Genomic DNA, 25,732 nt, shown 5'->3' on the forward strand with positions numbered 1-25,732 from the left:
TTTCTAATGCTCGCCTCGGGCGCTTACGATGGCGTCTTTCGCCCAGGTAAAAAATTCCGAGGGAGGGGCGGATTCTCGGTCCACGTGGCGGGGCCTTAAGAGGTAGAGCCGATTCTTCGCCCGGGTCATGCCCACGTAAAAGAGGCGGCGCTCTTCTTCCAAAAGTCGCGTCTCTTCCGCGGGATCCACTGCCGTCTTCGGCAGGGATGGAATGGCATCGGCGTTTAAATCCATAATAAACACGGCGTCAAACTCCAGCCCCTTGGCGCCGTGAAGGGTGGATAAAACCAGACCCTTCTCCCCGGCGCGGGAACCCTGCATGAGTCGGTCCAAGGTCTTGAGCCGGCCGATGAAGCTGTGGTAATCGTCGGTGTTTTTGGCGATGTACTTGGCGTAGTAGAGAATGCGCATGGACGTGGTCTTCGAGGAGCCGAAGGTGGCGGCGTGGCTCGCGATGTATTGTTCGTATTCCAAGTCCTTTTGAATAAAGCGAAAGGCTTCGGCGGGGGCCAAGGTTTTTAAGTGCTGAAAATCCCGCTTCAGGGCCTTTACATCCCGGGCCACGTAATCGGGGAGCTTTAAATCCGAAAGGGCGTCGAAGACCGAAGCGCCCACGCCTTTTTTCTCCAAGGCCTCGATCATTTTCTTCGACAAATAGCCGCGAATCTTGTAATAGAATGTGGAAAAGGCGGCGAGATCGGCGGGGTTTTGACTGAACTCGTAAATGGTCATTAAATCCTGAAGCACCCAGTGGCGGAAAAAGCGGCTCTTTCGCTCCTTGGCGGCGAAGGCGATGTTCTCCCGCTCCAAAAATTCCACGAGGCCGATGGAAGAGACGTGGTTTCGGTAGAGAACGGCCACGTCTTTCAGATCGTGTTTTTCGATTTCCGAGGCGATAAAGGCGTATTGCTTGTCTAAATTATTGAGCTCCACTGCGCGCACCTCCGGCCCCGGGCCTTTCACCGCGATGGGCGTCTTTTGGTAGCGGGCCTTGTTTTGCTCGATGAATTTTGAGGAGAGGGAAATGATCTTTTCCTGTGAGCGGAAATTTCGGGACAAATAGTACAGGCTCAAGTCGTCGTAGCGTTCGTTCAGGTGAAGGAGCTCGCGAAAATCCGCCCCGCGAAAGCCGTAGATGGACTGATCGTCGTCGGCGACGATAAAGAGATTGTTCTTGGGCTTTGCGATGGCTTCGATAATGGCCAGCTGGCCCTTGGAGGTGTCCTGGCCCTCGTCCACCTGAATGTAGTCGTAGGTGGCGCGCACGGCACGGAGAAGCCCCGGGTCCTGTTTAAAGATCTCCGGTACAAGGGTAATCATATCATCGAAGTCGATCCACTGCCTGTCCCGCTTCAGGCCTTCGTAGGCGGTATAAAACTTCAGAAAAAGCGGCGTGGCGGCTTCTTTGTTGTATTCCTTCGGATCCAGGACTTTGTTTTTCACGTAGCTGATCTCCCGAAGGAGGGTCTCCACCTGCTCTTCGTTGGGGCTTTTGTGCATGATCTCTTTCCAAAGATCCGTGGCGATGCGCCATTTGCTCAGGGCGCGATTGGATTCGATCAAGGTGTAGCTCGTGCCTCGGCGTCGCTCGTCGTTTTTCAGGACAGAGTAGCAGAAGCTGTGGATCGTGGAAAAAGACGGGGCAGGGCCCTCCGCGAAAAGGTTTTTGTAGCGAAGGCCCAGATCCCTGGCCGAGGCCTTTGAAAAAGTAATGGTAAGAATTTTTTTTCGATCCACGCCTTCGTCCATGAGCCGTTTCGTTCGGCTCAACAACATGGTGGTCTTGCCGCTACCGGGCACGGCCAAAACCAAGGCGGGGCCCTCGCCGTGGCCCATGGCTTTTAATTGTTCGTCCGTTAATTTCATAGTCACCTCCGTGAGAGTATATCACGACTTGTGGGAATTGTCCTTTTCAAGACGAGAAGCTTGGTATATAATGGGGGAAGTAGGTATGTACAGGATGGTGAAGATGAAAAATCCGTTTAAAGCGTTTGACGATTATTTTCTCGATCGTATAAACAAGAAATTGAAAAACAAGTATTTTGATTTCTTCTTTTACAACTATACGAACATAGCGGGCCCGGGGTTTCTCGGAATCCTATCGGTTTTTATGTTGGTGATCGGAAAACGTTGGATCGGAAGTGCCGCTACGGAAATGGTATTGGCCCTTGTGATCTCCACGATCGTCGCGCAGATTTTAAAGCGCATCATCAGCCGGAGTCGCCCTTATTGGGTGAGTAAGAATTTAAACACCTACGGCATCGACCTGAGGGATTATTCTTTTCCTTCGGGGCATACCACTGCGGCCTTTACGGTGGCGACGACATTTTCTCTGTATTATCCGAAAATGGCTGCGCTTTTTATTGTGATGGCGTTTTTAGTGGCTGTATCCAGAACCTATTTAGCCGTACACTATCCCACCGACGTCTTGGCGGGTGTGATCATCGGCATCATCGTCGGTTACGTGGTACATATGTATGTTTACGACAACCTGCTAAACTGGTTGTAAGATGAGGAGGAAGATAATATGGTAATGACGAATTTCCTGCAAAAGAGAAGAACGGTGCGCGAATTTGATCCGGCGAAGTTGTCGGCCATGGAAATGGACTGGTTGAAAGACACTCTGGCAAAAATTGAAAAACAATCGGAAGCCAGCAGCGTGAGCTTCGCCCTCTACGAAAACGGCCAAGCCATTGCCGAAGCATTAAAAGGCAAAGCCGGTTATAGTGGCGTCATGATCGAAGCGCCCTACTACATCGCTCTGCGCGCAAAAAGCCACGAAAAGGCCGAATTGATTCGCACGGGCTACTATCTTGAAATGCTGAACACGGAACTCATCGAAAAGAATTTAGGTACTTGCTGGATTACCACGGCCCACGTGGACAAGGACTTAAAGAAATCCCTGTTCGGCGAAGGCGGCGAATTTGTCGACTACATTATCGGCTTCGGTAAAGCTGAAAAACAAGACGTATTCGAAGAAGATCGGGTCAGCCCCCGTCTCAGCGTCGACAAGATCGTATTCAAAGATCGCATCGGTTCCCCTGCATCCCTTACGGATCTGGAAAACTACGGTCTGTTTGACGTATTCTCGTCCATCCGCTTTGCACCGAGCCACGTCAATGCACAACCCTGGCGTTTCCTCTTAAAAGATGACGGCAATATCGACCTGTATCTGGACAAGAGCAAAGGCGAAAAGAGCTACGTGGACATCGGCGTCGTTATGTTCTACTACGAAGCCATGTTGAAGAGCACGGGCACGGAAAAAACCTGGACCTTAATCGAAGGGGCCGACGTCGACGGTTTGGAACCGGTCGCTACGATTTCTCTGTAATAGAAACAATCCAATCAGAATAGGGAAGGAGCGTCGAGAGGCGCTTCTTTTTTTGTTGACATGAAAAAGGGAAGCAGGTACACTATACATGAGCAAGTAAACATGTAAATGGAGGTAAATATATGCGTACCTATGAATTAAAAAATTTAAATTGCGCCAATTGCGCGGCGAAAATCGAAGCCCGTGTCGGCGACTTGCCTCAGGTCGCCGAAGCCAAGCTGGATTTTATTTCCAAGCGTTTGGTGGTAGACGGCGGGATCTCAACACAAGAGCTGCAACAACTGGTGGACAGCATCGAGGACGGCGTCGTGGTCGTGGAAAAAAATGCAGGCGAAAAGGGCCATCACGAAGACGGTGAAGGGGAGGAAGGCGATCTGAAAAAAGAAATCTTCGCCATCGCAAGTGCCGTTATGGCCGCCCTTTTGGTGCAATTTGTCTATAAAGGCCGTTTTCAAACGGCTTTATGGGGGATTCTTTTAATCGCCGCGGGCTTTGATATTTTTAAAAGCGCCGTGAAGGGCATAAAAAACGGCGAAGTCTTCGACGAAAATTTTTTAATGAGCGTGGCCTCTGTCGCCGCCTTTTACATCGGCGAACACGGGGAAGCCCTGGGCGTCCTCTTGTTCTACCGCCTTGGCGAAGCCCTGCAGGACTACGCCCTGGATCGCGCCACGGAATCCGTGGAGAGTCTATTGGCCCGCGATGAAGACACGGCCCATGTGGAAAAGGACGGTGCCGTCGTTGAAGTGGCGGCGGAAGATGTCGCCGTCGGTGATACGATTATCCTGCGCGCGGGAGACACCTTGGCCGCCGACGGTGAAGTGATGGAAGGAGAAGGCCATATCTCTAATCAACACATGACCGGCGAATCCGCGCCCATTTATGCGAAAGAAGGGGCGGACATGATGGCCGGTGCCATCGCTTTAGACGGCGCCTTTAAAGTGCGGGTGACGAAAGTGGCCGGGGAATCCACCATGGCGAAAATCCAAGGCCTCGTCGCCGACGCCCGATTAAACAAGGGCAAGACCGAAGCTTGGATCACCCGCTTCGCCTCCATTTACACGCCGGTGGTGGTGGCCTTGGCCGTACTCGTTGCCGTCCTGCCGCCCCTGGCATTTTCCGGAGATTGGAACACGTGGATCTACAAGGCCTGCGCCTTTTTAATTATCTCCTGTCCCTGCGCCTTGGTGCTTTCCGTACCCTTGACCATGTTTGCCGGCGTGGGCCGCGCCTCGAAAGACGGCATGTTTATTAAAGGCTCCACGTCTCTCGAGGCCTTGGCCGAAGCCGATGCCATCGCCTTCGACAAGACCGGCACCCTCACCGACGGCAAATTTACCTTGGCTCAAGTGGATGTATTAAAAGGCACGGAGGCGGATCTCCTCGCCTTGGCTGCCACGGCGGAACAATACTCCAATCATCCCATCGGCCGCTCCATTTTAGAAAAAGCGACGCCCGTGGGAAATCCCGCCGACTACCGGGAGCTTTCGGGCAAGGGCATCAGCTGCACCGTGGAGGGAAAAGCGGTGGCCGTGGGAAACGAAGCCATGCTTCGTGAACTGGGCGTGGAAAATTCCCTCGACGGCATTCCCATGACCTCCGTCTACGTCGTGGAAGAAGGCGAACTTCTGGGCCGCATCGCCTTTGCCGATTCTGTGAAGCCCGGCGTGAAAGAGGCGCTGAAAAAATTAAAGGGCTTCTTAAAAACCTATCTCTTCTCCGGCGACAAAAAAGAATTGGTCCAAGCCGTGGGAAGTGAACTGGGCATCGACGAAAGCGTCGGCGGCCTCCTTCCCGGCGAAAAGGTGGAGGCACTGGATCGGGCCCTGGCGCGAAAAGAAAAAGTCGTCTACGTGGGCGACGGCATAAACGACGCCCCGGTTCTCGCCAAAAGCGATGTGGGCATCGCCATGGGCACCGGCGGATCGGACATGGCCATCGAAACTGCCGACGTGGTCATCTTAGGCGACGACATTGGCCGCATTCCCTTCCTCTTCGATTTATCCAAACAAACCAGGAAAATCTGCTACGGCAACATCGCCTTTGCTCTCATCGTAAAAGTCCTCGTCGTGGTATTAAACATGCTGGGCATCGGAAATTTGTGGCTCGCCGTCTTTGCCGACGTGGGCGTATCCTTGATCTGCGTGATTATCGCCATGAGCCTTTTGAAATACAAGGGGCGAAGCTAACTGTGGTATAATACCATCGGGAGGCGACGATGGTAGATAAATGGAAAAATTATCAGATTTTAGCGAGAGATTTTCTCGATGCAGGCGACAATAAAGAAGCCTTAAATGCCTATTTAAAGGCGGTGGACTTTGCGCCGAGCAAGGAAGAATTGGCCAATGTGTATTTTGCCATTGCGGATCTCTATTGGCAGGAAGACAAGAGGACGCAGGCGGCGAAGTATTACCGCAAGATTCAGCGCCTGGGCGAATACGCCGGCGCGGAATACGGCTTAGGGGTTTTCGCCCAAGAAGAAGGCGACATCGTGGATGCGGTGGGCCATTTCGAATACGCCCTGATGATCGATCCCGATTACGAAAGCGCCTGCTACGAATTGGCGCTCTTAAACGATCGAATCGGCTACAAAGACCGGGCCCTGGAACTTTTCGAGCGCTGCGCCGAATTGGTTCCCGACAACGGCGTGGTCTATTCCGACATGGCTTCCATTTACGAAGAGCGAAAAGAGTACAAAAAAGCCCTGGTCCTCGCCGAAAAAGCCGTGGCCCTGTCCCCGGCGTACAGCATCGGCTATTACAATCTGGGCGTCATCTACCAAAAGACCTTTAAAAACGAAAAGGCCCTGGCCGCCTACGAAGATGCCTTGGCCCTCGACGAAACCTATGCGCCGACTTATTTAAATATGTCGGCCATTTACTTGCGCATGAAAGCGCCGGAAAAAGCCATCGCCATCTTAACCGAAGGCATCGACAAAAACCTAAACAGCGTAAATTTATACTACAATCGCTCGTGCAGCCACATGCGCTTGGGAGATAAAGAAGCGGCGATCCGCGATTTAAAGCGGGCCATCGCCATCAATCCCCACGCGAAGCTGTGGGCATCGAGGGATGTGGATTTAAAAGACATCGTCCGGGAGGTAGAAGATTGATTATTATAAAGACGGAAAAAGAAATCGAAAAAATGCAAACAGCGGCGGATCTTTTGATCCAAGTGCACCGCGCCCTCCGCGAAGAAGTGAAGCCCGGGGTAAGCACCTTGGAACTGGACCGCTTCGTTGAAAAATTTATCACCGACCGAGGCGGCTACCCGGAACAAAAGGGCTATCAGGGCTTTCCCTTCAGCATTTGCGCCTCGGTGAACGACGAAATTTGCCACGGCTTCCCGAGCGAGCGTAAGTTGAAAGACGGCGACCTCCTGACCATCGACATGGTGGTCAATGTGGACGGCTACCTGGCCGATTCCGCCTGGAGCTACGCCGTGGGAAATTTAAGCGACGAAGGCAAAAAGCTCATGACCGTCACCAAGGAATGCCTCTATAAAGCCATCGACATCGTAAAGCCCGGCACGCGCCTCGGCGACATCGGACACGTGATTCAAAGCCACGCCGAAGCCAACGGCTTTTCCGTGGTGCGGGATTTCGTGGGCCACGGCATCGGCAAAAATATGCACGAAGATCCCCAAGTCCTTCACTACGGCAAGCCCAATCGGGGCATGCGCCTGGAAGAAGGCATGGTATTTACCATCGAGCCCATGATCAATGCCGGCGACTGGCCCATTGCCATGGATAAAAACGGCTGGACCGCCCGCACCCGCGACGGCTCCCTGTCCTGCCAATACGAACACACCCTGGCGGTGACCAAAGACGGCGTCATCGTCCTCACAGAACAAGGAGACTGATATGTTAAAACAATTAGAAGCGTCGAAAACCGGCGATACCATGGTGAAACTCATCACCACCCTCGGCGACATTACCTTGCGCCTCTTTCCCGACGCGGCGCCGAAAGCCGTGGAAAACTTCACCACCCTCGTGGACCGGGGCTACTACGACGGCATTATTTTTCACCGCGTCATCGACGACTTCATGATTCAAGGCGGCGACCCCACGGGCACCGGCCGCGGCGGCGAAAGCATTTGGGGCAAGGGCTTCGAAGACGAATGCACCCCCGAATACAGAAACCTCGTCGGCGCCCTTTCCATGGCCAACGCAGGCCCCCACACCAACGGCAGCCAATTCTTCATCGTTCAGGGCCCGGCCGTGAGCGACGACATTCTCCGCCAAATGGAAGATGCCGGCGAACGATACGGCTACACCGCCGATGTCATCGACGGCTACAAAAACGTCGGCGGCGCCTTCTGGCTCGACGGCAAACACACCGTCTTCGGCCAAGTGGCGGAAGGCATGGATGTGGTGCACGCCATCGCAAAAGTGGAAAAAAATTCCATGGACAAACCCTTGGAAGATGTGGTCATCCAACGGGCAAACACCTTTATCTGCGAATAAAAAACCGGACCCGAAGGTCCGGCGAAGCAAACGGCAGAGGCTGTTTGCTTTTTTTATTGCAGTTGTTTCTTTTTTCGGCTCTCCATAAGGATGGGAACCGTGAGGCCAATGACGATACAGATGATCCCCGCCACTTTATGGGGCGAGAGGGTTTCGCCCAATAGGGTCACGCCCATAATGGTGGCGCACATGGGGTTTAGAGCGCAGAACATGCCGGCCCGCTCCGGGGTGGTGTGGCGTTGAGCCACGGGCTGGAGGGTAAAGCCGAAGCCGGTGCAGACGACGGCCAACACGAGGACGACGCCCCACTCCACATGGTTTTCGGGCCAGCGGGGCGTTTCTGCGAGGAAGGCGGCGAGGGTGGAGAGGATAAAGATCCACAGTATCTGCAGAAAACCCAGCTGAAAGGGATCGTCTTCTTCGGCGAAGCGAGAGGTGAGGAGAATGACCACGGCATAGCTTAGCGCCGCCGACAGGGCGAAGATTTCGCCGCGGGTCAAAGCGACCCCGCCGGGGGTGTAGGTTAAAAAGCCGACGCCTATAACGGTAATGATCACGCCGAGGATGGCGGAATTTTTAGGCAAGGTGCGGGTGGTGATGGCGATTAACAGGGGCACGAGGACGATGGAGGTGTTTTCCAAAAAGGACACGGTGGAGGAGGGGGACGTCTTTAGGGCCATAAATTCAAAGGCCATAAGGGCAAAGAAGACCACGCCTAAGATCGTGCCGTGAAGAAGGGTGCTCTTTGTCATGGGATAAAGCCGCTTGTGAAACAAAAGGGCCAAGAGGAGGACGGCGACGAAGAAGCGGACGGCCAAGAGATTAAACACATCAAGGCCCTCCATGCCGATCTTAATAAAGTAGTAGCTCGTGGCCCGAGCGATAATGACGGCGGCGAGAAGTATGGATGCGTTTTTTTCGCTCATAATCGCCTCTTTCTACTGATGGTAGACGGTCATGTCCCGAGTAAGGAGATAGAGGATGACATTGCTCGCTACAAAGATGATCGTGAGAAGGGCGGCGTAGAGAAGGGGCGCCTTGGTCATGACGCCGACGCCGATTAAGATCACGGCGCAGCTCACAAGAAGGCTTCCCAGGCCGGAGAAGAGGGATTGCTTCGTGTTTTTCGCCAGCTCTTGGGGATTGGTCCAATTGTAATTGGCGAATTTCCAATCGAAAAACAGGGAGATGCCGTTGATTAACAGGGCGTAGGCCAAGGGACCCAGGAGATAAAAGGGCAGATAGGCCGTATCCGGGCGCAGATTAACGATGACGAGAAGCCAAGTGATCACATAGGCCGGGACGATCAGGCTTGCGGCCATAAAAAGCTTCCCGAGAAAGACCGACTGCCCTTTTAAAGGCAAGGTGTAGGTGTTGTAGGCGCTGATGCCCTCCATGGAAAAGCCGAAACCGGAAAGATTCATCATGCCGGCGAGGCCGGTGAGAATTAAAAACAGGGCGGCGTCGGCGGAGACGAAGGACTGGCTTTTTAAAAAGTCGAGAAACATTTCTTTCACGGCGGGCACGAAGAGAATGGCCGCGAGGATCACGGGAAGCACCGTGCCGAAGAAGGTGTTGAAGGCCACGGCGCTGTTGGAGAAAAAGAGCTGCCGTTCTTTTCGAATGATGGCGGCGTATTTTCTGCGCACCTTGTAGTCGCCCTTTTTCACCGCCTTCGCCGTGCCGCGGGGGGCCAAGCTTTCGCCGATGGTATAAAAGTTTTTCGCCGTGTAGTTGAGAAAGGCCCAATACACGAGTCCCGTCACGAGAAGAAAGACGAGGATGAGCCAGAGATGGTGATTCAGGGCGAAAGAAACGGGGCGAGCCGCAGCGGGGAGACGGTTGTAAAAGCCCAAGAGGACGACGAGGTCTTTAAAGTCGCGGGCCAGCTCCGTGTAAAAGCCCACCATAAAGGCGACGAAGAGGAGAAAGCCGAAAAAGCTCTTCACGCCCTTTGACAATTGAAGGCGGCTTCCGCCTTTTGCCGAGAAAATGCGCAGAAAACACCCCAAACATTCGCCCAATTGATTGGCGCAGAAAAATACGACGAGGACGAGAATGGCCTTGATCAACGAGCCCGTGGCCACGTAAGTAAGAACCATGGATGGCAGAGTAAAGGCCAAGACCAAGGGCAGACTGAACACGGCAGGGCCCGTGTTTTTCGAAATAAGGATGAGCCGCGTATCCACGGGCAGGCTCCACAAGGTGGATTGATCGAAGTCGTTGAAGTAGATGTTACGAATTTGAATGAAGGCGATGATCAGGCTGGCGAGAAAAAATACCAGGGCCATCATATCCATGGCGGAAAGAATCCCGGCTTCCGTCAAGACCTCCGCCACGGAGAAGCTGCCGGCGGCACCTTTTTTCGGATCCAGAATCGCCATGGAGGCGAAAAGGGGCAAGAGCCCGCCGATCCAAAAGTAGCCCCAAAGGGAGAGGAGGTAGATAAAAATGCCGAAGCCTTTTTTCTTTTTTCCTTGGGTAAATTGATTGAAGGTGCGCTTCCTTTCCAGCCGATTTAAAAGCTTAAGCTTGTTCATGGTCCTGCATCCTTTCCATGAACAGATCCTCTAAGCTGCCTTTTTGAAGCACTTCTTCCGTGGGCCCGAAGAAGACGAGATGGCCCTCGCGAATAATGGCTACCTTGTTGCACAGCTTTTCCGCCACCTCCAAGACGTGGGTGGAGAAGAGAATCGTCGTGGATTTTTCAGCCGCCATTTTCTTAAACGTCTCTCGAATGGATTTCGTGGCCATGGGATCCAGACCCACGAAGGGCTCGTCAAGAACGATGAGCTTGGGGTCGTGGATCAAAGCGGCGATGAGGGCAAGCTTTTGCTGCATGCCGTGGCTGTAATTGTCGATGCTCTCGCCTAAGCGGTCGCGAATGGCGAAAAGATCCGCGTAGTATTCGATGCGGTCTCGGCGTGTTTCGTAATTCAGCTCAAAAATATCGGCGATGAAATTTAAGTATTCGATGCCCCGCATAAATTTATAAAGCTCCGGATTGTCCGGCACGTAGCTGTAAAGTTTTTTAGCCTCGAGAGGTTCCTTTTCGATGTCGTGGCCGCCGATGAGAATCTTTCCGCCGTCGAAAGGGATGAGCCCCAGGGCGGATTTTATGGTGGTGGTTTTTCCGGCGCCGTTGGATCCGATAAAGGCGCAAATGTCGCCGGGATCCAATTCAAAACTCACGTCGTGAAGAATTTGTTTCTTGCCGTAGTATTTAATTAAATTCTGAATTTGAAGCATAGAACCTCCTTTAATTGCGAACAATTTTCCATTATTAGAATATAGTACGGGGCGCGGGATTGCAAGAAAAGAGGGGAGGCGGGCGGTGATTTTATCGACAAAATTTGTGTTATAATTTTCTTTTAAGGAGGAAGAAATGCATCAGTACAGGGGACGATTAATTTTGCACACGGGAAGCATGTTTTCGGGAAAGACGTCGAGCTTGGAGCGGGAAGTGAAGCGCTTTCGCATCGCCGGCTACAACACGCTGGTCTTAAAGCCCACGCTGGATACCCGCTTCATCCACTCCGCCATTACGAGCCACGACAACACGTCGCTTGAAGCCGTGGTGGTGGAAGACATCGCCGGTGTGCTGGAGGCGGCGGCGGAGCACAGGGCCGACGTGGTAGCCATCGACGAAGTACAGTTTTTAGGCGGCGCGACCGATGAAATTCTCTCGGCCTTCGATACCCTTCTAGACGAGGGAAAGACCGTGGTCTGCGCGGGCCTCGACATGGATTACGAAGCCCATCCCTTTGAAATCGTAAAAGAAATTATGGCCGTGGCCGATTACGTGGAAAAGCACCACGCCGTCTGCGCCCACTGCGGCAGCGACGCCTGGGTGAGCCACCGCACGTCGGGCGAAGGGGGCCGGGTAGTCATCGGCGCCACGGAAAGTTACGAACCGCTATGCCGCGCCTGTTTTAAGCGGATACAAAATCGCGGCGAAAGGGGGAGAAAATGAGTGAGAAAAAAGTTGCGGTCTTCGGCGGCTGCAATGTGGATATTAGCGGAAGGCCCTACGAGCATTTGGATCTTTACGATTCCAATCCCGGCGCCGTGGAATTAAGTCCCGGCGGCGTGGGACGAAACATTGCCGCCACCATCGCCCGCTTGGGTATCGAGACGGCGCTCATCACGGCCTTCGGCGACGACGACAAGAAGGCCATGATCCTGGCCCGCGCGCCGGAAAAATTATCCTTCGACGAGGCCTTCACCTTCGAAGGAGCCTCTACGGGAAGCTATTTGGTGCTCTTGGATGAGGCGGGGGAAATGCACGCGGCGGTAAACGACATGGCGGTCATGGAAGAGCTGACGCCCGAAAAAATAAAGGCGCGACAGGAAGTGGCCGAGGCGGCGGATTTCGTCGTGGTGGATGCCAATTTGCGTCAGGACACCTTGGCGGAGATTTTCTCCTGGAAGATCAAGGCCGTGGTAGACGGGGTAAGCGCCGTGAAGGTAAAAAAAGTTGCCCCTTTTCTTAATCGGATTCATGTGTTAAAATGTAACATTCTGGAAGCGCAGGTGTTGAGCGGCCGGGGAAGCGACGATGTCGCCACCCAGGGCGCCGCTTTACGAAGCATGGGCGTGGAGTATGTGGTGATTACGGCGGGAGCCGACGGAGCCTACTTGTTTAAAGACGAGGAGGTGCTCCACTACACCACGAGCCCCATGACCATTCGGGGAGCCACCGGCGCCGGGGATGCCTTTTGCGCCATGTTGACGGCAGAGATGGCGAAGGGTAAAACGATTGACCATGCCGTCGTCGGCGCCATGGCCGCATCACGCATGGTGCTGAAGAGCGATCAAAGTGAACTTCCTTTCTTTGATGCAAAAGAATGGGAAAAAGAGAAAAAGGAGATTCATTATGAAGGAAAATAATTTAAAAAAGTACATGGACATCGCCCCGGAAGTACAAAAGGCATTGGATGAAAACAAGCCCGTGGTGGCCCTGGAATCCACCATCATTTCCCACGGCATGCCCTATCCGAAAAATGTTGAAATGGCCAAGCACTGCGAAGCCATTTTAAGAGACGCCGGCGTCACCCCGGCCACCACGGCCATTATCGGCGGCCGCATAAAGGTGGGCCTTTCCGAAGAAGAAATCGAATTTATGGCCACCTCCGACGACATCGTGAAGAGCTCTACGAGGGATTACGCCCACATCGTCGCTGAAGGGAAAAACGGAGCCACCACCGTGGCCACCTCGGTCTTGACGGCGCGCCTCGCAGGCATCCCCATTCTCGTCACCGGCGGCATCGGCGGCGTGCACCGCGGCGCGGAAACCACCATGGATATTTCCCGCGACCTGCAGGAAATTGCGAACACGGACATCGCCGTGGTCTGCGCCGGTTGCAAATCCATTTTGGACATCGGCCTCACCCTGGAATATTTGGAAACCTTCGGCGTGCCGGTCATCGGCTACGAAACGGAAGAAATGCCCGCCTTCTTTACCCGCCGAAGCGGCCACAAACTGGATTACCGCTACGACGATCCCGCGGCCATTGCAAAGCTGATGAAGACGAAATGGGATTTAGGCATCGACGGCGGCATCGTCGTGGCCAATCCCATTCCCGAAGCCGACGCCATGGACGAAGACACCATTAACGCCGCCATCGAAAAAGCCCTGCTCGATGCGGAAAAAGAAGGCATCTTCGGCAAAGCCTCTACGCCCTTCTTGCTTCAAAGAGTGCTTGAAGTTACCGGAGGCAGCAGTTTGGAAGCGAACATCGCCCTCGTTTACAACAACACGAAACTGGGCGCGGCCATCGCCAAAGCATACAGCGAAAACAAGTAAAACGAAATTGCCCGCAGCCTGCGGGCTTTTTTATTGGGCAAATCTATTGACCGAGGCGAGAGCGGCGTTTATAATACGATTACTGTTTAGTAAATTAAGATTAAAGTTTAGTGGTGATTATGAGCATCGGACAAAAAATTCGTCGCCTGAGACAAGTGCAGCAGCTTACCCAAGAGGAGTTGGCTCAACGAAGCGAGCTCACCAAGGGATTTATTTCCCAGGTAGAGCGGGATCTCACCAGTCCTTCTGTGGCGACATTTATGGACATATTGGAAGCATTGGGCGTCTCGCCGGAGGCTTTTTTCAAGGACGAGAATGAAACGCAAATCGTCTTTTCCGAAGAAGACGCCTTTACCTTTGACGACGAGGTTGCGGGCTACGGCGTGGATTACATCGTGCCCAACGCCCAGAAAAACGCCATGGAGCCCACCTTGTGGCGCATCGCGCCCATGGGTTCGTCGAAAGTTCTCGGCCCTTTTGAGGGCGAATTTTTCGCCTACGTCCTCTCCGGACGATTGGATTTCTGCCGAGGCGACGATGTGTTTTCCGTGGAAGAAAAAGATACGATTTACGCGCCGGGGGATGCGCCCTGTTTTTTCAGGAACCTTTCATCCGAGGAAGCGACGGTCCTTTGGGTGAGTAACCCGCCGAATTTTTAGGAGGTGACAGGGGATGCAATTAATTGAAATTAAGAACATGAAGAAATCTTTCGACGATACGCAGGTTTTGGACGGCATCGATTTAAGCGTGAGAGACGGAGAGTTTTTAACCCTTCTCGGGCCCAGCGGCTGCGGAAAGACCACGCTTTTGAGGATCATCGCGGGCTTCGAAACCCCCGACGAAGGGGAGCTTTTGTTTAACGGTAAGGACATGCTCCGCATCAAGCATTACGAGCGGCCGGTGAACACGGTGTTTCAAAAATACGCCCTGTTTCCCCATTTAAACGTCTACGATAATGTGGCCTTCGGCTTAAAGCTGAAGAAATTGCCGAAGGCCACCATCGACAGCCGCGTGACGGAGATGCTGGAATTGGTGAATCTGCCCCACGTGGCCAAGCGAAACATTCAGTCCCTTTCCGGGGGCCAACAGCAGCGCATCGCCATCGCCCGGGCCCTGGTCAACGACCCGAAGATCCTCCTCTTGGACGAGCCCTTGGGCGCCCTGGACTTGAAGCTCAGAAAGCAGATGCAGTTTGAGCTGAAGCGGATTCAGGAGCAGGTGGGCATTACCTTTATCTACGTCACCCACGATCAGGAAGAGGCCCTGAGCATGAGCGACACGGTGGTGGTCATGCGAGACGGCGCCATTCAGCAGATCGGCACGCCTACGGACATTTACAACGAGCCGGAAAATGCCTTCGTGGCCAATTTTATCGGCGAGAGCAATATTATTCGGGGTCGCTTCGTAAAGGATAAATTGATTTCCTTTTACGGCAGGGAATTTCAGTGCGTGGATACGGGCTTCGGAGAAAATTCGCCGGTGCAAATCGTCATTCGGCCGGAGGATGTGGAACTGAAAGCCGGCCGCGATGATCTGCTTCAGGGCACGGTAACATCCATCGTGTTTAAAGGCGTGCACTACGAAATGATTTTGGACGTCCACGGCGAGAAGTGGATGGTGCAGTCCACCGTGGCGCGGGAGCCCGGCGCGGTGGTGGGCATTTACGTAGAACCGGATAATTTCCACGTCATGGAGGACGAGGCATGAGGCGCTACGCATCGGCCTATATTTTCTGGGCCATTTTATTTATCGTCCTGCCCCTGATCTTGGTTTTAATCATGAGCTTTAACGGCGCGGGCACCATGAACATGGGGGAATACCGCTTTTCTACGGAGCAATTCGCCCGTTTCTTTCAGCCCCTTTACCTGCGGATTTTGTGGCGCTCTGTGGTCTTGGCCACTTTGTCCACGGCGGCCTGCCTCATGGTGGGCTATCCGGCGGCCTACGCCATATCGAGCACCAAGCCCAAGACGAGTTCCATGTTGATTCTCCTCTTCGTCATTCCCATGTGGATGAATTTTCTCCTGAGGACCTACGCCTGGATCACCCTCCTCGGGCGAAACGGCGTCTTAAATAAAGCCTTTCACCTGATCGGCCTGGGCCCCTTCGACATGATGTACAATCAAGGCGCCATTTTAATGGGGATGATCTACAATTTCCTTCCCTTTATGGTGCTTCCCATTTACACGATTTTACAGAAAATGGACCGCTCCTATTTGGAAGCGGCGCAGGATTTGGGGGCGAGTCCGGCCACGGCCTTTTTGAAAGTCACCTTGCCCCTGTCTTTGCCGGGCATTTACAGCGGCATCTTAATGTGCTTTATTCCGGCTCTGTCCACCTTCGTCATTTCCTCCCTGCTCGGGGGAAACAAGTATTACTTGGTAGGCAATATTATCGAGCAGCAATTCAGGCTCACGGGCAATTGGGCCTTCGGCTCCGCCATCGCCGTGGTGCTTATCGTTATTTTGATCGTCATGTTATTTGTCTTCCGCCTCGTCGGCGAGAAGCGGCCGAAAGGAGGCAGCCGTGGGAAATAAAATCAGAAACGCCTATTTGGGTCTCATGCTTTTGTTTTTGTATCTGCCCATCGCCGTGCTCATCGTCTTCAGTTTCAACGACACGAAACTTCGCGGCGTGTGGGCGGGCTTTACCACCCATTGGTACACGGATCTGTTTTCCGATCCCATCATCTTAAAGAGCTTCTACACCACGGTCTTGGTGGCCGTCGTGGCCACGGTCATATCCACCGTGGTGGGCACCCTTTCCGCCATCGGCATCCGCGCCTTTTCCAAGCGCAGCCAGGCCGTAATTTTAAACATCAACTACCTGCCCGTCTTAAACCCCGACATCGTCACCGCAGTGGCCCTTATGAGCCTCTTCGGCTTTTTGGCCATGGAGCAGGGCTTACTCACCATGATCCTGTCCCACATCGTCTTCTGCCTGCCCTATGTGATTCTCTCCGTCTTGCCGAAATTGGATCAGCTGGACAACAATATCGTGGAGGCGGCCTACGACTTAGGCGCCAAGACGCCGGAGGTGCTGCGCTACGTCATCGTGCCCCAAATCAAACCGGGCATCGCCACCGGCGCACTCATGGCCTTCACCCTGTCCATCGACGATTTCATTATTTCCTTTTTCACCACGGGCCAGGGCGTGAGCAATCTTTCCATCGCCCTGTACTCCATGGCGAAAACCGGGATCAATCCCTCCATGAACGCATTGTCCACCCTGCTCTTTGTGGCGGTGCTGGCCCTCTTGCTCCTCTTAAACAAGCGGGACATCGATCTGGTGGATTTCGAGGTGTAATATGAAGCGATTATCTATTCTACTTTTAATTTCGATCCTGTTTCTTACGGCCTGCGGCAAGACGGGGGACAAGGAAGAAACCCTTCACGTCTACAACTGGGGCGATTACGTGGACATGGATACGATCCGCCAATTCGAAAAAGAAACGGGGATCAAGGTCATCTACGACACCTTCGCCTCCAACGAAGACCTGTACGTGAAGCTGAAAAAATCCAACGATCCCTACGACGTCATCGTGCCCTCGGAATACATGATCGAGCGCATGATTCGCGAAGACATGCTCCTGCCCCTGGACTACGATCAAATCCCCAATATGAAAAAGCTGGACAAGCGGATTCTGGACATGGATTACGATCCCGGAAACAAATACAGCATGCCCTATTTCTGGGGCACACTGGGTATTGTGGTAAACACCGATTACGTGAAAGAGCCCATCGATTCCTGGAGCGCCTTGTGGGATAAAAAGTATAAAAACGAAATCATTATGTACAATTCCCAGCGGGATTCCATCGCCATTGCCCTGAAATATTTGGGCTATTCCATGAACAGCCGCTCCATGAAGGAGCTGGAAGAGGCGAAGGAAGCTTTAATCGCGCAAAAGCCCCTGGTCTACGCCTATCTGGCCGACGAAGGGCGGGATGTTATGAGTCAGGGCGACGCGTCTTTATCCGTCATGTACTCCGGGGATGCGGCCATGATGCGTCAAGAAAATAAATCCTTGGAATACATTATCCCGAAAGAGGGTACAAATATATGGTATGATTCCTTTGCTGTTCCGAAGCAATCGAAAAATCCGAAGGGAGCCATGGCTTTTATCAATTTCATGTCCCGGCCGGACATCGCCGCGAAAAATGCGGAGCACAATGTGGGCTATGCCACGCCCATTCCCGAAGCCATCGGCCTGTTGCCTAAGGAACTCAGGGAAGATCCCGTGGCCTATCCGGATTTGGACAGCCTGCCTCCCTTGGAGGTGTATCGGGATCTACACGATTTTGTAGAAGTTTATGATAGAATATGGACGGAAGTCACGGCAAGGTAGTAAGGCAATTATTGAAGGAGGACGAATCGATTTGAAAACATACAATTACTTGATCGTAGGCGGTGGCATCGCCGGCGTCACGGCGGCCAAAGAGATTCGAAAACACGACAAGGAAGGAAGCATCCTTCTTTTGGGAGACGAGAAAGTACGTCCCTATTTTCGGATTCAACTCACGGCAATTTTAGGGGACGACGCCCCCGAAATTCCCTATTTAGATAAAGAAGGCTGGGAAGAAAAACTCGCCCTGGACGTGAAGCTCGGCGCCGAAGTCGTGGCCGTGGATTTCGATGCCATGACCGTTACCTTGGCCGGCGGCGAAAAAATTCAAGGGGAAAAAATCCTCTTGGCAAACGGCAGCCATTCCAGCGTGCCGCCCTTTAAAAATAATGCGTTAAAGGGCATCTTTACCCTGAGAAACTGGGCCGATCTCATGACCATTCAAAGCTATATTAACGGCTTTGAAGACACGAAACACATCGCCGTCATCGGCGGCGGTCTTCTCGGACTCGAAGCGGCAAACAGCCTGAAAAAAAGCGGCCACGTCGTCGCCATTATTAACCGCAGCGAATACCTGCTCTCCAAGCAATTGGACCGTGAGCTGGGCATGATGCTCAACGAAGAAATGAAAGATTTGGGCTTTATGGTCTTTAACGAAAAAAACACCAAGGCCTTTATCGGCGAAGACGAAGTGCGTGGCATCGAATTCGACGACGCCACGGCGGCGGACTTCGACATGGTCCTGATCTCCGCCGGCGTGCGCCCCAACACGGAACTGTTTGAGGACACGGGCCTTGAAGTCAACAAAGGCGTCATCGTGGACAGCCACCTCATGACCAACAAGGCCAATGTATGGGCCGCAGGAGACGTGGCGGAAGTGGAAGGCCGCGTCATGGGTATTTGGCCCGCCTCCCGCGCCATGGGCAAAGTGGCCGGCGCCAACATGGCCGGCGGCGACGAAACCTACGAAAACCCGAAGGCCCACACGAAATTGGATTTAGACACGATCCAAATCTTCTCCGCGGGTATAATCGGCGAAGGCGACGTCTATTTCTACGACGACGGCGACATTCACCATCGCCTTTATGTACAAGACGGCAGAGTGACCGGCGCCGTTCTCTACGGCGACACGAGCACCATGAGCACCTACCGCAAACTGGTGGAAGCCCACGCGCCCATCGAAGAAGCTCTGGACGGAGCCTACCCCTTCAAATCGGAAAAAGAATAAAAAAAATCCCCTTTCGGGGACTCAGCTCGGCGACGGCCGGGCTTTTTTCTTTGATCAGGATTTCATTTTCTTTTGCGGAATAAGGGCCGGCTTCAGTTGCAGGCGCGAGCCGATGCCGATGTAGACGAACACGTAAAAGACGGCATAAAATGCTTGCCACTGCGGGCCCTTGTCTGCGTAGTGCACGATGGCCATGGGTACGAAGATGATGGTGGCCACGGCGAAGAGAGACGCCAAAAAGAAATTTACCTTGGGCAAAAACACCGTGCTGTTTTTCTTTTTTATGTCGTAGGGCTTTTTGTTTTTACGAATGGCGGTGATTTCCTTACTGAAAATCGGCACGCCGACAAAGAGCACCGCGATCACCACGGCGATGCGAAGGAGCGCCGCGTTTTCCATGAGCTTGCCCGCTTCGTTGTAAACGGGAAAAAAGGGATGGATAAAGGCTAATACGATCATGGTGAGCATGGCCAGGTAGTCAACGGCTTTCAGTATATTTAAGAATTTGCTTTTTTCTATCGTCATGTCAACCTCCGCTTTTAGTATAGCATAGCCGCCTTTTCGTGAAAAGGTTTTTCAATTTATCGGTGATAATTGCGAAAGTATATGGTATGATAAGAAAAAATCAGTACGCATAAGGGGGATGACCATGCAGAAACAATTGAAAAATGGAATTATATTTGTTGTTTTTTTATTATTGTGCTTTCTACTGACGTTCACACCCCTGATGATGGACAAAGTGGATTTGTCGTCGGAAGAGGAAAAAAATGCCGCTTTCGACGGATTGATCTTCGACGATCCCACGCGCATCGACAATCTGCAAGTGACTCGCCGCATTGAAAAGGGGCCGAAGATCTTGTATCGCTACGATGTGAAATTCCAATATCAGGGAAAGGATACCAGCGTGCGCCTCTTGGGCGTGCCCGTGCGAAACGTGTATCTGCCCAAAGGCGCCAACGGCTCCAAGAGCAAGGTGAAACTCAAGGGCGAATACGACAAGATCAACGGCGCGGTTTACGACAATCTGAAGATGAATACCGTGCTGGGTAAGGAGAAGCTCACGTTCCAACCCGCTTCGGAAATGCGCATCCCCTTAAGTGAAGAGGTGGAAGACTACGCCTTTACCGTGGTCACCGATCCCGCCACGGTGGTGTCCTACACGGGGCGAACCATGGCCGACATCGGCGTCTTCTTAACCAACGGGAAGGTGGATAAATTCTCCGACGCCCTGGGCATCGAAGACAAGGGCCTGCGCCCGGAAACCTCGACAAAGACACAGTCCGGCGTCTACATCAATACCTTGGAACTCATGGATCAAGGGGTCATGGGAAGAGCCCATGCGGTAAAAACCGTGGCCATCGCCCTCGCAATTCTTTCCGTCGTCGCGGGACTCGCGATCCTCTTGTTTGATCGACGGAAACTTTATCCCGTGGTTTACGGCGCCATGGTGCTCTTTGCCTTTGCCGTACCGGCCCTTCGCTTAAAGGCGCCGACCAACGCAGGCATTTTCATCGCCATGCCCGTGGCGGCCTTTGTCGCCTACCTGCTCTTTAAGCTCATGACGCGGAGCAGTTTGAAATTAAAGGCGTTGGATTTCAGGCAAGCCCTGGGGATGGCCCTGATCGTCTTTGTGCTGGCCACCTACATCTTCGCCGTACCCAAAGGATTCTATTTATAAGATAAAGGAGCGTACCCGGCGGTGCGCTCTTTTTATCGGAAAACCTTCTCTCGTTGAATTTTTGTATGAAGCATATTATAATAAAGTCAGATCAAATAAAGGGGGAAATTATGAAAAAAAGATCGCTACTACTTGCAGTGATGATGCTGTCCATTTTCGTGCTTACGGCATGCGGCGGCGCATCCGACAACAAAGCAGCTAACGATAATAAAGCTGCCAACAATGCAGCTGCCGACGCCGGCGACAAAAAAGACGGCGAAAAATTAAAAGTCGGTTTCGTAACCGACGAAGGCGGCATCAACGACCAATCCTTTAACCAAGGCGTATGGGAAGGTCTGCAAAAAGTCCACGACGACTTCGGTTTCGAGGTATCCTACCAAGAATCCAAAGAAGCCAACGACTACGCGCCCAATATCGAAACCTTGCTTGAAGCAGGAAACGACGTCATCGTCGCCGCCGGCTTCAACTTAGGCGACGCCATGTTGGAAGCGGCAGAAGCCAATCCCGACGTACAATTCTTAATCGTAGACTACACCTACGAAAACGCACCGGACAACTTGGCAGGCATCCAATTTAAAGCCGAAGAACCGTCCTTCCTCGTCGGCTACATTGCCGGTCTTACCACCGAAACCAACAAAGTCGGTTTTGTCGGCGGTCAAGAATCCACGGTTATTCAAGTCTTTGAATACGGCTACAAGGCCGGTGTCGATCAAGCGGCTAAAGAAAAAGGCCAAAAGGTCGAAGTGGTCAGTCAATACGTCGGTAACTTCTCCGACGCAGCCAAGGGCAAGAGCATTGCAACCAATATGTATCAACAAGGTTGCGACGTTATCTTCCACGCATCCGGCGGCGCAGGCGACGGCGTAATCGAAGCGGCCAAAGACCAAGACAAATGGGTCATCGGCGTGGACCGCGACCAAAACGACATCGCTCCCGACAATGTACTCACTTCGGCTATGAAACGTGCCGACAGTGCCGTTTACAAAGTGCTCGAAAGCATGTCCAAGGGCGAAGACTTCCCCGGCGGCCAAAATCTGAGCTACGGTCTTAAGGACGGCGACACCGTCGACATCGCTCCCACCAGCGACAAGAACGTCAAACCGGAAATCCTCGACAAGATCAAGACGATTAAAGAAAAAATCGTTAAGGGCGAAATCAAGGTTCCGGCAACGGCAGAAGATTACAAAAACTTTGAAGCAAAATAAATTTGATCGCGAAAAAGAGGGCTCGGCCCTCTTTTTTTATGCCTTTTAAAAGCGACTGCCGATAGTGTATAATGAAGCCAATAGATGAAGGGGGAAAAGGATGGTTGAAAAGAAACTCGCGCCGGCAGTAGAGATGCGCGGGATAACGAAATTATTCGGCGATTTCAAGGCCAATGACGGCATCGATCTCGTCGTGGAAAAAGGCGAAATTCACGCCTTGCTCGGCGAAAACGGCGCCGGCAAGAGCACGCTGATGAATGTATTGTACGGCCTGTATAAGCCGACCTTCGGCGAAGTGAAGATCAACGGGGAAGCCGTGGATTTTCAGGGGCCGAAAGACGCCATCGGAAAGGGCCTGGGCATGGTGCATCAACACTTTATGCTCTTTCAACCCTTTACCGTCGTGGAAAATATTATTCTCGGCGAAGAGCCTACAAACGGCGTCGTCTTAGACAAGAAGACCGCCAGGGAAAAAGTGGTGGATCTTTCCAATCGCTACGGATTAAGAATCGATCCGGACGCCAAGATCGAAGATATTTCCGTGGGCATGCAGCAGCGGGTGGAAATCCTGAAGGCCCTCTATCGCGACGCGGAGATTTTAATTTTCGACGAGCCCACGGCCGTCTTGACGCCCCAGGAAATCGACGAGCTCATCGCCATTATTAAGGCCCTGGCAGCCGAAGGCAAGAGCATCATCATCATTACGCACAAGCTGAAAGAAATTAAAGCCCTGGCGGAAAAATGTACGATCATTCGCCGCGGACAGCGCATCGACACGGTGGATGTAGCAAACACCACGGAGGCCGATCTCGCCGAAATGATGGTGGGGCGGGCCATTAAATTTAATGTCAATAAAAAACCCGTGGAAGCCGGGGAAGTGGCCCTTCACATCGAAAACCTTCACGTCAAAGACGTGCGCGGCGTGGAAGTGGTGAAGGGACTGAATTTAGACGTCAGAAAAGGCGAAATTTTCGGCGTCGCCGGCGTGGACGGCAACGGCCAAAGCGAATTTTTAGAAGCCATTACGGGTCTTAGAAAAATCGAAGCAGGCAAAGTGGTCATCGAAGGAAAAGATGTCACCAATGCCACGCCGAAGGCCATTCGCGAAGCGGGCATGAACAATATTCCCGAAGACCGAAACAAGCGTGGCCTGGTGCAGGAATTTACCGTGGCGGAAAACATGGTGCTTCACAGCTACGGCGAAGCCCCCTACTCTTCCAGGGGCATTCTGCAGGAAGGGCCCATTACATCTCACGCGGATAAGTTAATGGAATCTTTCGACATTCGCCCGAGAAAGAGCCGCTATTTGGCCGGAGATCTTTCCGGCGGGAACCAGCAAAAAGTTATTCTCGCGAGGGAAATCGACGACGATCCCGATGTATTAATCGCCGCCCAGCCCACCCGGGGCCTGGACGTCGGCGCCATCGAAAACATTCACCAATTCTTGGTGCAACAGCGGGACAAGGGCCGCGCCGTGCTTTTAGTGAGCTTTGAACTCGACGAGGTTATGAGCCTTTCCGATCGCATCGGCATTATTTACGAAGGGGCCATTACAAAGACCTTTAATGAAGGGGAAGCGGATCAAAAGGAACTGGGCTACTACATGGCGGGAGGTGTGGACAGTGAATAAAAAAATGCTATATTATACCGGCATGTCCATCCTCTTGGGTTTGGTCGTCGGGGCCGTGATCTTCGCCCTGGTCGGCGTCAATCCTCTGGAAGCCTACAAGGTCATGATTTTAGGCGCTTTCGGCAAGCCGAAGTTCATCTCCTGGACCATTGTGGAAGCCGTCCCCATTATTTTAACGGGGATCGCCGTGGCCTTCGCCTTTCAAACGGGCATCTTTAACATCGGCGCGGAAGGCCAGTTCATTATGGGCAGCCTCGCCGCAGTCATCGCCGGCGTGGTGCTCCACTTGCCGCCGGTGATTCACGGCATCGTGGCCCTCTTGGTCGGCATTGTATTCGGCGCCCTGTGGGGCGGTCTCGTGGGCCTGTTTAAGGCGAAGCGCGGCGTCAACGAAGTTATCTCGTCCATTATGTTGAACTGGGTGGCCTTTTACTTGAGCAACTACATGCTCACCAAAGCTTTCTTGAGAAAGCCCGACAGCAACTATTCATTTAATATTCAGCCCTCGGCGAGCATCCGCATTTTAAACGAGTGGAAGCGCTCCGAGGCCGGACGGGCCGTGTTGAAGAACAACGAATTTCTCCGCGGCATCTTGAATCCGCCCATTCACTGGGGGATTTTCATCGCCATTATCGTCGCCGTTTTGGCCTGGTTTATCTTAAAGAAAACTACCCTGGGCTATCAATTAAAAGCCGTGGGCTTCAATCGCTTTGCGGCGGAATACGGCGGCATCGACATTAAAAAGAACACCATGATTTCCATGGCCATTTCCGGCGGCCTGGCGGGCCTGGCCGGTGCGGTACAGGTTTTAGGCGTGTCGCAAAACATCGGCCTCTTGGCGGCTCAACAGGGCTACGGCTTTAACGGCATCGCCGTGTCCTTAATCGCGGCCAACCATCCAATCGCCTGCATCCCCTCGGGGATACTGTTTGCGGCCTTAAGCTACGGCGGCGGCAAACTCAACTCCGCGTTGAAGACCCCGTCGGAAGTCATTAATATCGTCATCGGTATCATCGTCTTATTTATCGCCATGCCGCAATTTATGGATTGGATTCGCACGCGCTTTGCATCGAAGAAAGAAAAAGGAGGGGAACAGATTGGATAATTTTCTCATGGGCTTTGCCGGCATTTTAGGCATTACGCTCCTCTACGCCGCTCCTTTAATCTACACGGCCATGGGCGGCGTCGTCAGTGAAAACACCGGCGTCGTCAACATCGGTCTCGAAGGCATGATGACCATCGGTGCCGTCGTCGGCGCCACCGTGGGCTACTACGTGGGCAATCCCTGGATCGCCTTTCTCTGCGCGGGCCTCGGCGGCATGGGCATCGCCCTTCTGCACGGCATCGCCACCATCCACTTCGGCGCCGACCACGTGGTCAGCGGGACGGCACTGAACCTCTTGGGCCCCGGCCTTGCCATATTTCTCGCTCGCATGTTTTTCGACGGCGCGGCCATGACCAAGCCCATTCCTCTGAAAAATAAAATGCCGCGGGTTTTAAGCAATGTCTTCCCCGCAGGGAGCGCTCCCGACATTATTTTCGGCCAATACATTACGGTCTACATCGCCTTTATCGTCGTGGCATTGGTTTACTTCATCCTTTACAAGACGAAATTGGGCCTCAGGATTCGCTCCGTCGGCGAACACCCTCACGCGGCGGAAACCCTGGGCGTGGACGTCTATAAGATCAAATACATCGGCGTCTTGACCTCGGGCTTTTTAGCCGGCCTCGGCGGCGCCAGCTTGTCTCTCGCCGTGGTGGCCAATTTCCGGGAAACCCTGATCTCCGGCCAAGGCTTTATCGCTCTGGCGGCGGTTATTTTCGGCGGCTGGAAACCCCACACCACCCTTTTGGCCTGCCTCCTCTTCGGTGCGGCGGAAGGTCTGGTCATCTTCCTTGGCTCCACGTCCTTGACGGTGGCGCCGGATTTGTTGAATATGCTTCCCTATGTGATTACCATGTTCGCCATGGTCGTCTTTGTTGGCGAAGCCCGGGGCCCCAGCGCCAACGGGATTCCCTACAAGCGAAATAAGTAAAGGAGAAAAAC

Annotated in this window: 25 protein-coding genes; 20 read left to right on the plus strand and 5 right to left on the minus strand. The window is 53.1% G+C overall.

The annotated features are described in order from the left end of the window. Positions 1 to 3 precede the first annotated feature (3 nt). Positions 4 to 1,866 (minus strand): ATP-dependent helicase, encoded by a 1,863-nt coding sequence (locus DG046_RS03130; RefSeq protein WP_108831128.1) that lies wholly within the window; start codon positions 1,864 to 1,866, stop codon positions 4 to 6. A 103-nt stretch (positions 1,867 to 1,969) separates the two neighbouring features. Between DG046_RS03130 and DG046_RS03135 the strand changes: the two genes are divergently transcribed. From DG046_RS03135 to DG046_RS03160, 6 genes are all read left to right on the plus strand, one after another. Next, complete coding sequence (locus DG046_RS03135; protein WP_108831174.1) at positions 1,970 to 2,509, plus strand: phosphatase PAP2 family protein; 540 nt, start codon at positions 1,970 to 1,972, stop codon at positions 2,507 to 2,509. 18 nt (positions 2,510 to 2,527) lie between these two features. Further along, positions 2,528 to 3,331, plus strand: coding sequence for a nitroreductase family protein (locus DG046_RS03140; protein WP_108831129.1), 804 nt, complete (start codon positions 2,528 to 2,530; stop codon positions 3,329 to 3,331). Positions 3,332 to 3,453: 122 nt separating this feature from the next. After that, positions 3,454 to 5,520 carry a heavy metal translocating P-type ATPase gene (locus tag DG046_RS03145; RefSeq protein WP_108831130.1) on the plus strand — a complete coding sequence of 689 codons (2,067 nt, stop codon included), beginning with the start codon at positions 3,454 to 3,456 and terminating at the stop codon, positions 5,518 to 5,520. A 29-nt stretch (positions 5,521 to 5,549) separates the two neighbouring features. Then, entirely contained in the window at positions 5,550 to 6,443 is an 894-nt protein-coding gene (locus DG046_RS03150) for a tetratricopeptide repeat protein (protein WP_108831131.1), read from the plus strand. Continuing rightward, the gene (map, locus tag DG046_RS03155; protein ID WP_108831132.1) at positions 6,440 to 7,192 is read left to right on the plus strand and encodes a type I methionyl aminopeptidase; all 753 of its coding nucleotides are present in this window, start codon (positions 6,440 to 6,442) and stop codon (positions 7,190 to 7,192) included. Before DG046_RS03150 ends, map begins: the two co-directional genes overlap by 4 nt. 1 nt (position 7,193) lies before the next feature. Beyond that, positions 7,194 to 7,796, plus strand: coding sequence for a peptidylprolyl isomerase (locus DG046_RS03160; RefSeq protein ID WP_108831133.1), 603 nt, complete (start codon positions 7,194 to 7,196; stop codon positions 7,794 to 7,796). 53 nt (positions 7,797 to 7,849) lie between these two features. Here the strand turns inward: DG046_RS03160 and DG046_RS03165 are convergent, their stop codons facing one another. From DG046_RS03165 to DG046_RS03175, 3 genes are read right to left on the minus strand one after another with little or no spacing between them, the layout of a single operon-like run. Further along, positions 7,850 to 8,722 carry a DMT family transporter gene (locus tag DG046_RS03165; protein WP_108831134.1) on the minus strand — a complete coding sequence of 291 codons (873 nt, stop codon included), beginning with the start codon at positions 8,720 to 8,722 and terminating at the stop codon, positions 7,850 to 7,852. Positions 8,723 to 8,734: 12 nt separating this feature from the next. Continuing rightward, complete coding sequence (locus tag DG046_RS03170; RefSeq protein ID WP_108831135.1) at positions 8,735 to 10,336, minus strand: hypothetical protein; 1,602 nt, start codon at positions 10,334 to 10,336, stop codon at positions 8,735 to 8,737. Then, positions 10,323 to 11,045 carry an ABC transporter ATP-binding protein gene (locus DG046_RS03175; protein WP_108831136.1) on the minus strand — a complete coding sequence of 241 codons (723 nt, stop codon included), beginning with the start codon at positions 11,043 to 11,045 and terminating at the stop codon, positions 10,323 to 10,325. The genes DG046_RS03170 and DG046_RS03175 overlap by 14 nt, the downstream gene beginning before the upstream one ends. A gap of 136 nt (positions 11,046 to 11,181) precedes the next feature. On the opposite strand from DG046_RS03175, the gene DG046_RS03180 reads away from it, so the two are divergent. The 9 genes from DG046_RS03180 (at position 11,182) to DG046_RS03220 (ending at position 19,172) form a co-directional block, all read left to right on the plus strand. After that, positions 11,182 to 11,769, plus strand: coding sequence for a thymidine kinase (locus DG046_RS03180; protein ID WP_108831137.1), 588 nt, complete (start codon positions 11,182 to 11,184; stop codon positions 11,767 to 11,769). Beyond that, the gene (locus DG046_RS03185) at positions 11,766 to 12,686 is read left to right on the plus strand and encodes a carbohydrate kinase family protein (RefSeq protein ID WP_108831138.1); all 921 of its coding nucleotides are present in this window, start codon (positions 11,766 to 11,768) and stop codon (positions 12,684 to 12,686) included. The genes DG046_RS03180 and DG046_RS03185 overlap by 4 nt, the downstream gene beginning before the upstream one ends. Continuing rightward, complete coding sequence (locus tag DG046_RS03190) at positions 12,673 to 13,602, plus strand: pseudouridine-5'-phosphate glycosidase (RefSeq protein WP_199909570.1); 930 nt, start codon at positions 12,673 to 12,675, stop codon at positions 13,600 to 13,602. The genes DG046_RS03185 and DG046_RS03190 overlap by 14 nt, the downstream gene beginning before the upstream one ends. A gap of 119 nt (positions 13,603 to 13,721) precedes the next feature. After that, complete coding sequence (locus tag DG046_RS03195) at positions 13,722 to 14,261, plus strand: helix-turn-helix domain-containing protein (protein WP_108831139.1); 540 nt, start codon at positions 13,722 to 13,724, stop codon at positions 14,259 to 14,261. Between the two features lie 13 nt (positions 14,262 to 14,274). Then, positions 14,275 to 15,309, plus strand: coding sequence for a spermidine/putrescine ABC transporter ATP-binding protein (gene potA / locus DG046_RS03200; RefSeq protein ID WP_108831140.1), 1,035 nt, complete (start codon positions 14,275 to 14,277; stop codon positions 15,307 to 15,309). Beyond that, the gene (locus DG046_RS03205) at positions 15,306 to 16,139 is read left to right on the plus strand and encodes an ABC transporter permease (RefSeq protein WP_108831141.1); all 834 of its coding nucleotides are present in this window, start codon (positions 15,306 to 15,308) and stop codon (positions 16,137 to 16,139) included. The genes potA and DG046_RS03205 overlap by 4 nt, the downstream gene beginning before the upstream one ends. 25 nt (positions 16,140 to 16,164) lie before the next feature. Then, on the plus strand, positions 16,165 to 16,908 hold the full coding sequence (locus DG046_RS03210) for an ABC transporter permease (protein ID WP_108831176.1): 744 nt from the start codon (positions 16,165 to 16,167) through the stop codon (positions 16,906 to 16,908). A gap of 1 nt (position 16,909) precedes the next feature. Beyond that, complete coding sequence (locus DG046_RS03215; protein WP_108831142.1) at positions 16,910 to 17,947, plus strand: ABC transporter substrate-binding protein; 1,038 nt, start codon at positions 16,910 to 16,912, stop codon at positions 17,945 to 17,947. Positions 17,948 to 17,978: 31 nt separating this feature from the next. Then, entirely contained in the window at positions 17,979 to 19,172 is a 1,194-nt protein-coding gene (locus DG046_RS03220) for an NAD(P)/FAD-dependent oxidoreductase (protein WP_159082039.1), read from the plus strand. Between the two features lie 54 nt (positions 19,173 to 19,226). On the opposite strand, the gene DG046_RS03225 is transcribed toward DG046_RS03220, so the two are convergent. Then, positions 19,227 to 19,697 carry a hypothetical protein gene (locus DG046_RS03225; RefSeq protein WP_108831144.1) on the minus strand — a complete coding sequence of 157 codons (471 nt, stop codon included), beginning with the start codon at positions 19,695 to 19,697 and terminating at the stop codon, positions 19,227 to 19,229. Between the two features lie 124 nt (positions 19,698 to 19,821). Here DG046_RS03225 and DG046_RS03230 point away from each other — a divergent pair, with 124 nt between their 5' ends. The 5 genes from DG046_RS03230 (at position 19,822) to DG046_RS03250 (ending at position 25,721) form a co-directional block, all read left to right on the plus strand. Continuing rightward, a complete protein-coding gene (locus DG046_RS03230; RefSeq protein WP_108831145.1) occupies positions 19,822 to 20,850 on the plus strand; it encodes a hypothetical protein in 1,029 nt (342 codons plus the stop codon). Positions 20,851 to 20,960: 110 nt separating this feature from the next. Further along, positions 20,961 to 22,055, plus strand: coding sequence for a BMP family lipoprotein (locus tag DG046_RS03235; protein WP_108831146.1), 1,095 nt, complete (start codon positions 20,961 to 20,963; stop codon positions 22,053 to 22,055). Positions 22,056 to 22,155: 100 nt separating this feature from the next. After that, positions 22,156 to 23,685 carry an ABC transporter ATP-binding protein gene (locus DG046_RS03240; protein ID WP_108831147.1) on the plus strand — a complete coding sequence of 510 codons (1,530 nt, stop codon included), beginning with the start codon at positions 22,156 to 22,158 and terminating at the stop codon, positions 23,683 to 23,685. After that, positions 23,678 to 24,790, plus strand: coding sequence for an ABC transporter permease (locus DG046_RS03245; RefSeq protein WP_394800654.1), 1,113 nt, complete (start codon positions 23,678 to 23,680; stop codon positions 24,788 to 24,790). Before DG046_RS03240 ends, DG046_RS03245 begins: the two co-directional genes overlap by 8 nt. Beyond that, entirely contained in the window at positions 24,783 to 25,721 is a 939-nt protein-coding gene (locus tag DG046_RS03250) for an ABC transporter permease (protein ID WP_108831148.1), read from the plus strand. The genes DG046_RS03245 and DG046_RS03250 overlap by 8 nt, the downstream gene beginning before the upstream one ends. Positions 25,722 to 25,732: the final 11 nt, after the last annotated feature.

This window comes from Aedoeadaptatus coli (assembly GCF_900343085.1).
GTDB lineage: Bacteria > Bacillota > Clostridia > Tissierellales > Peptoniphilaceae > Aedoeadaptatus > Aedoeadaptatus coli.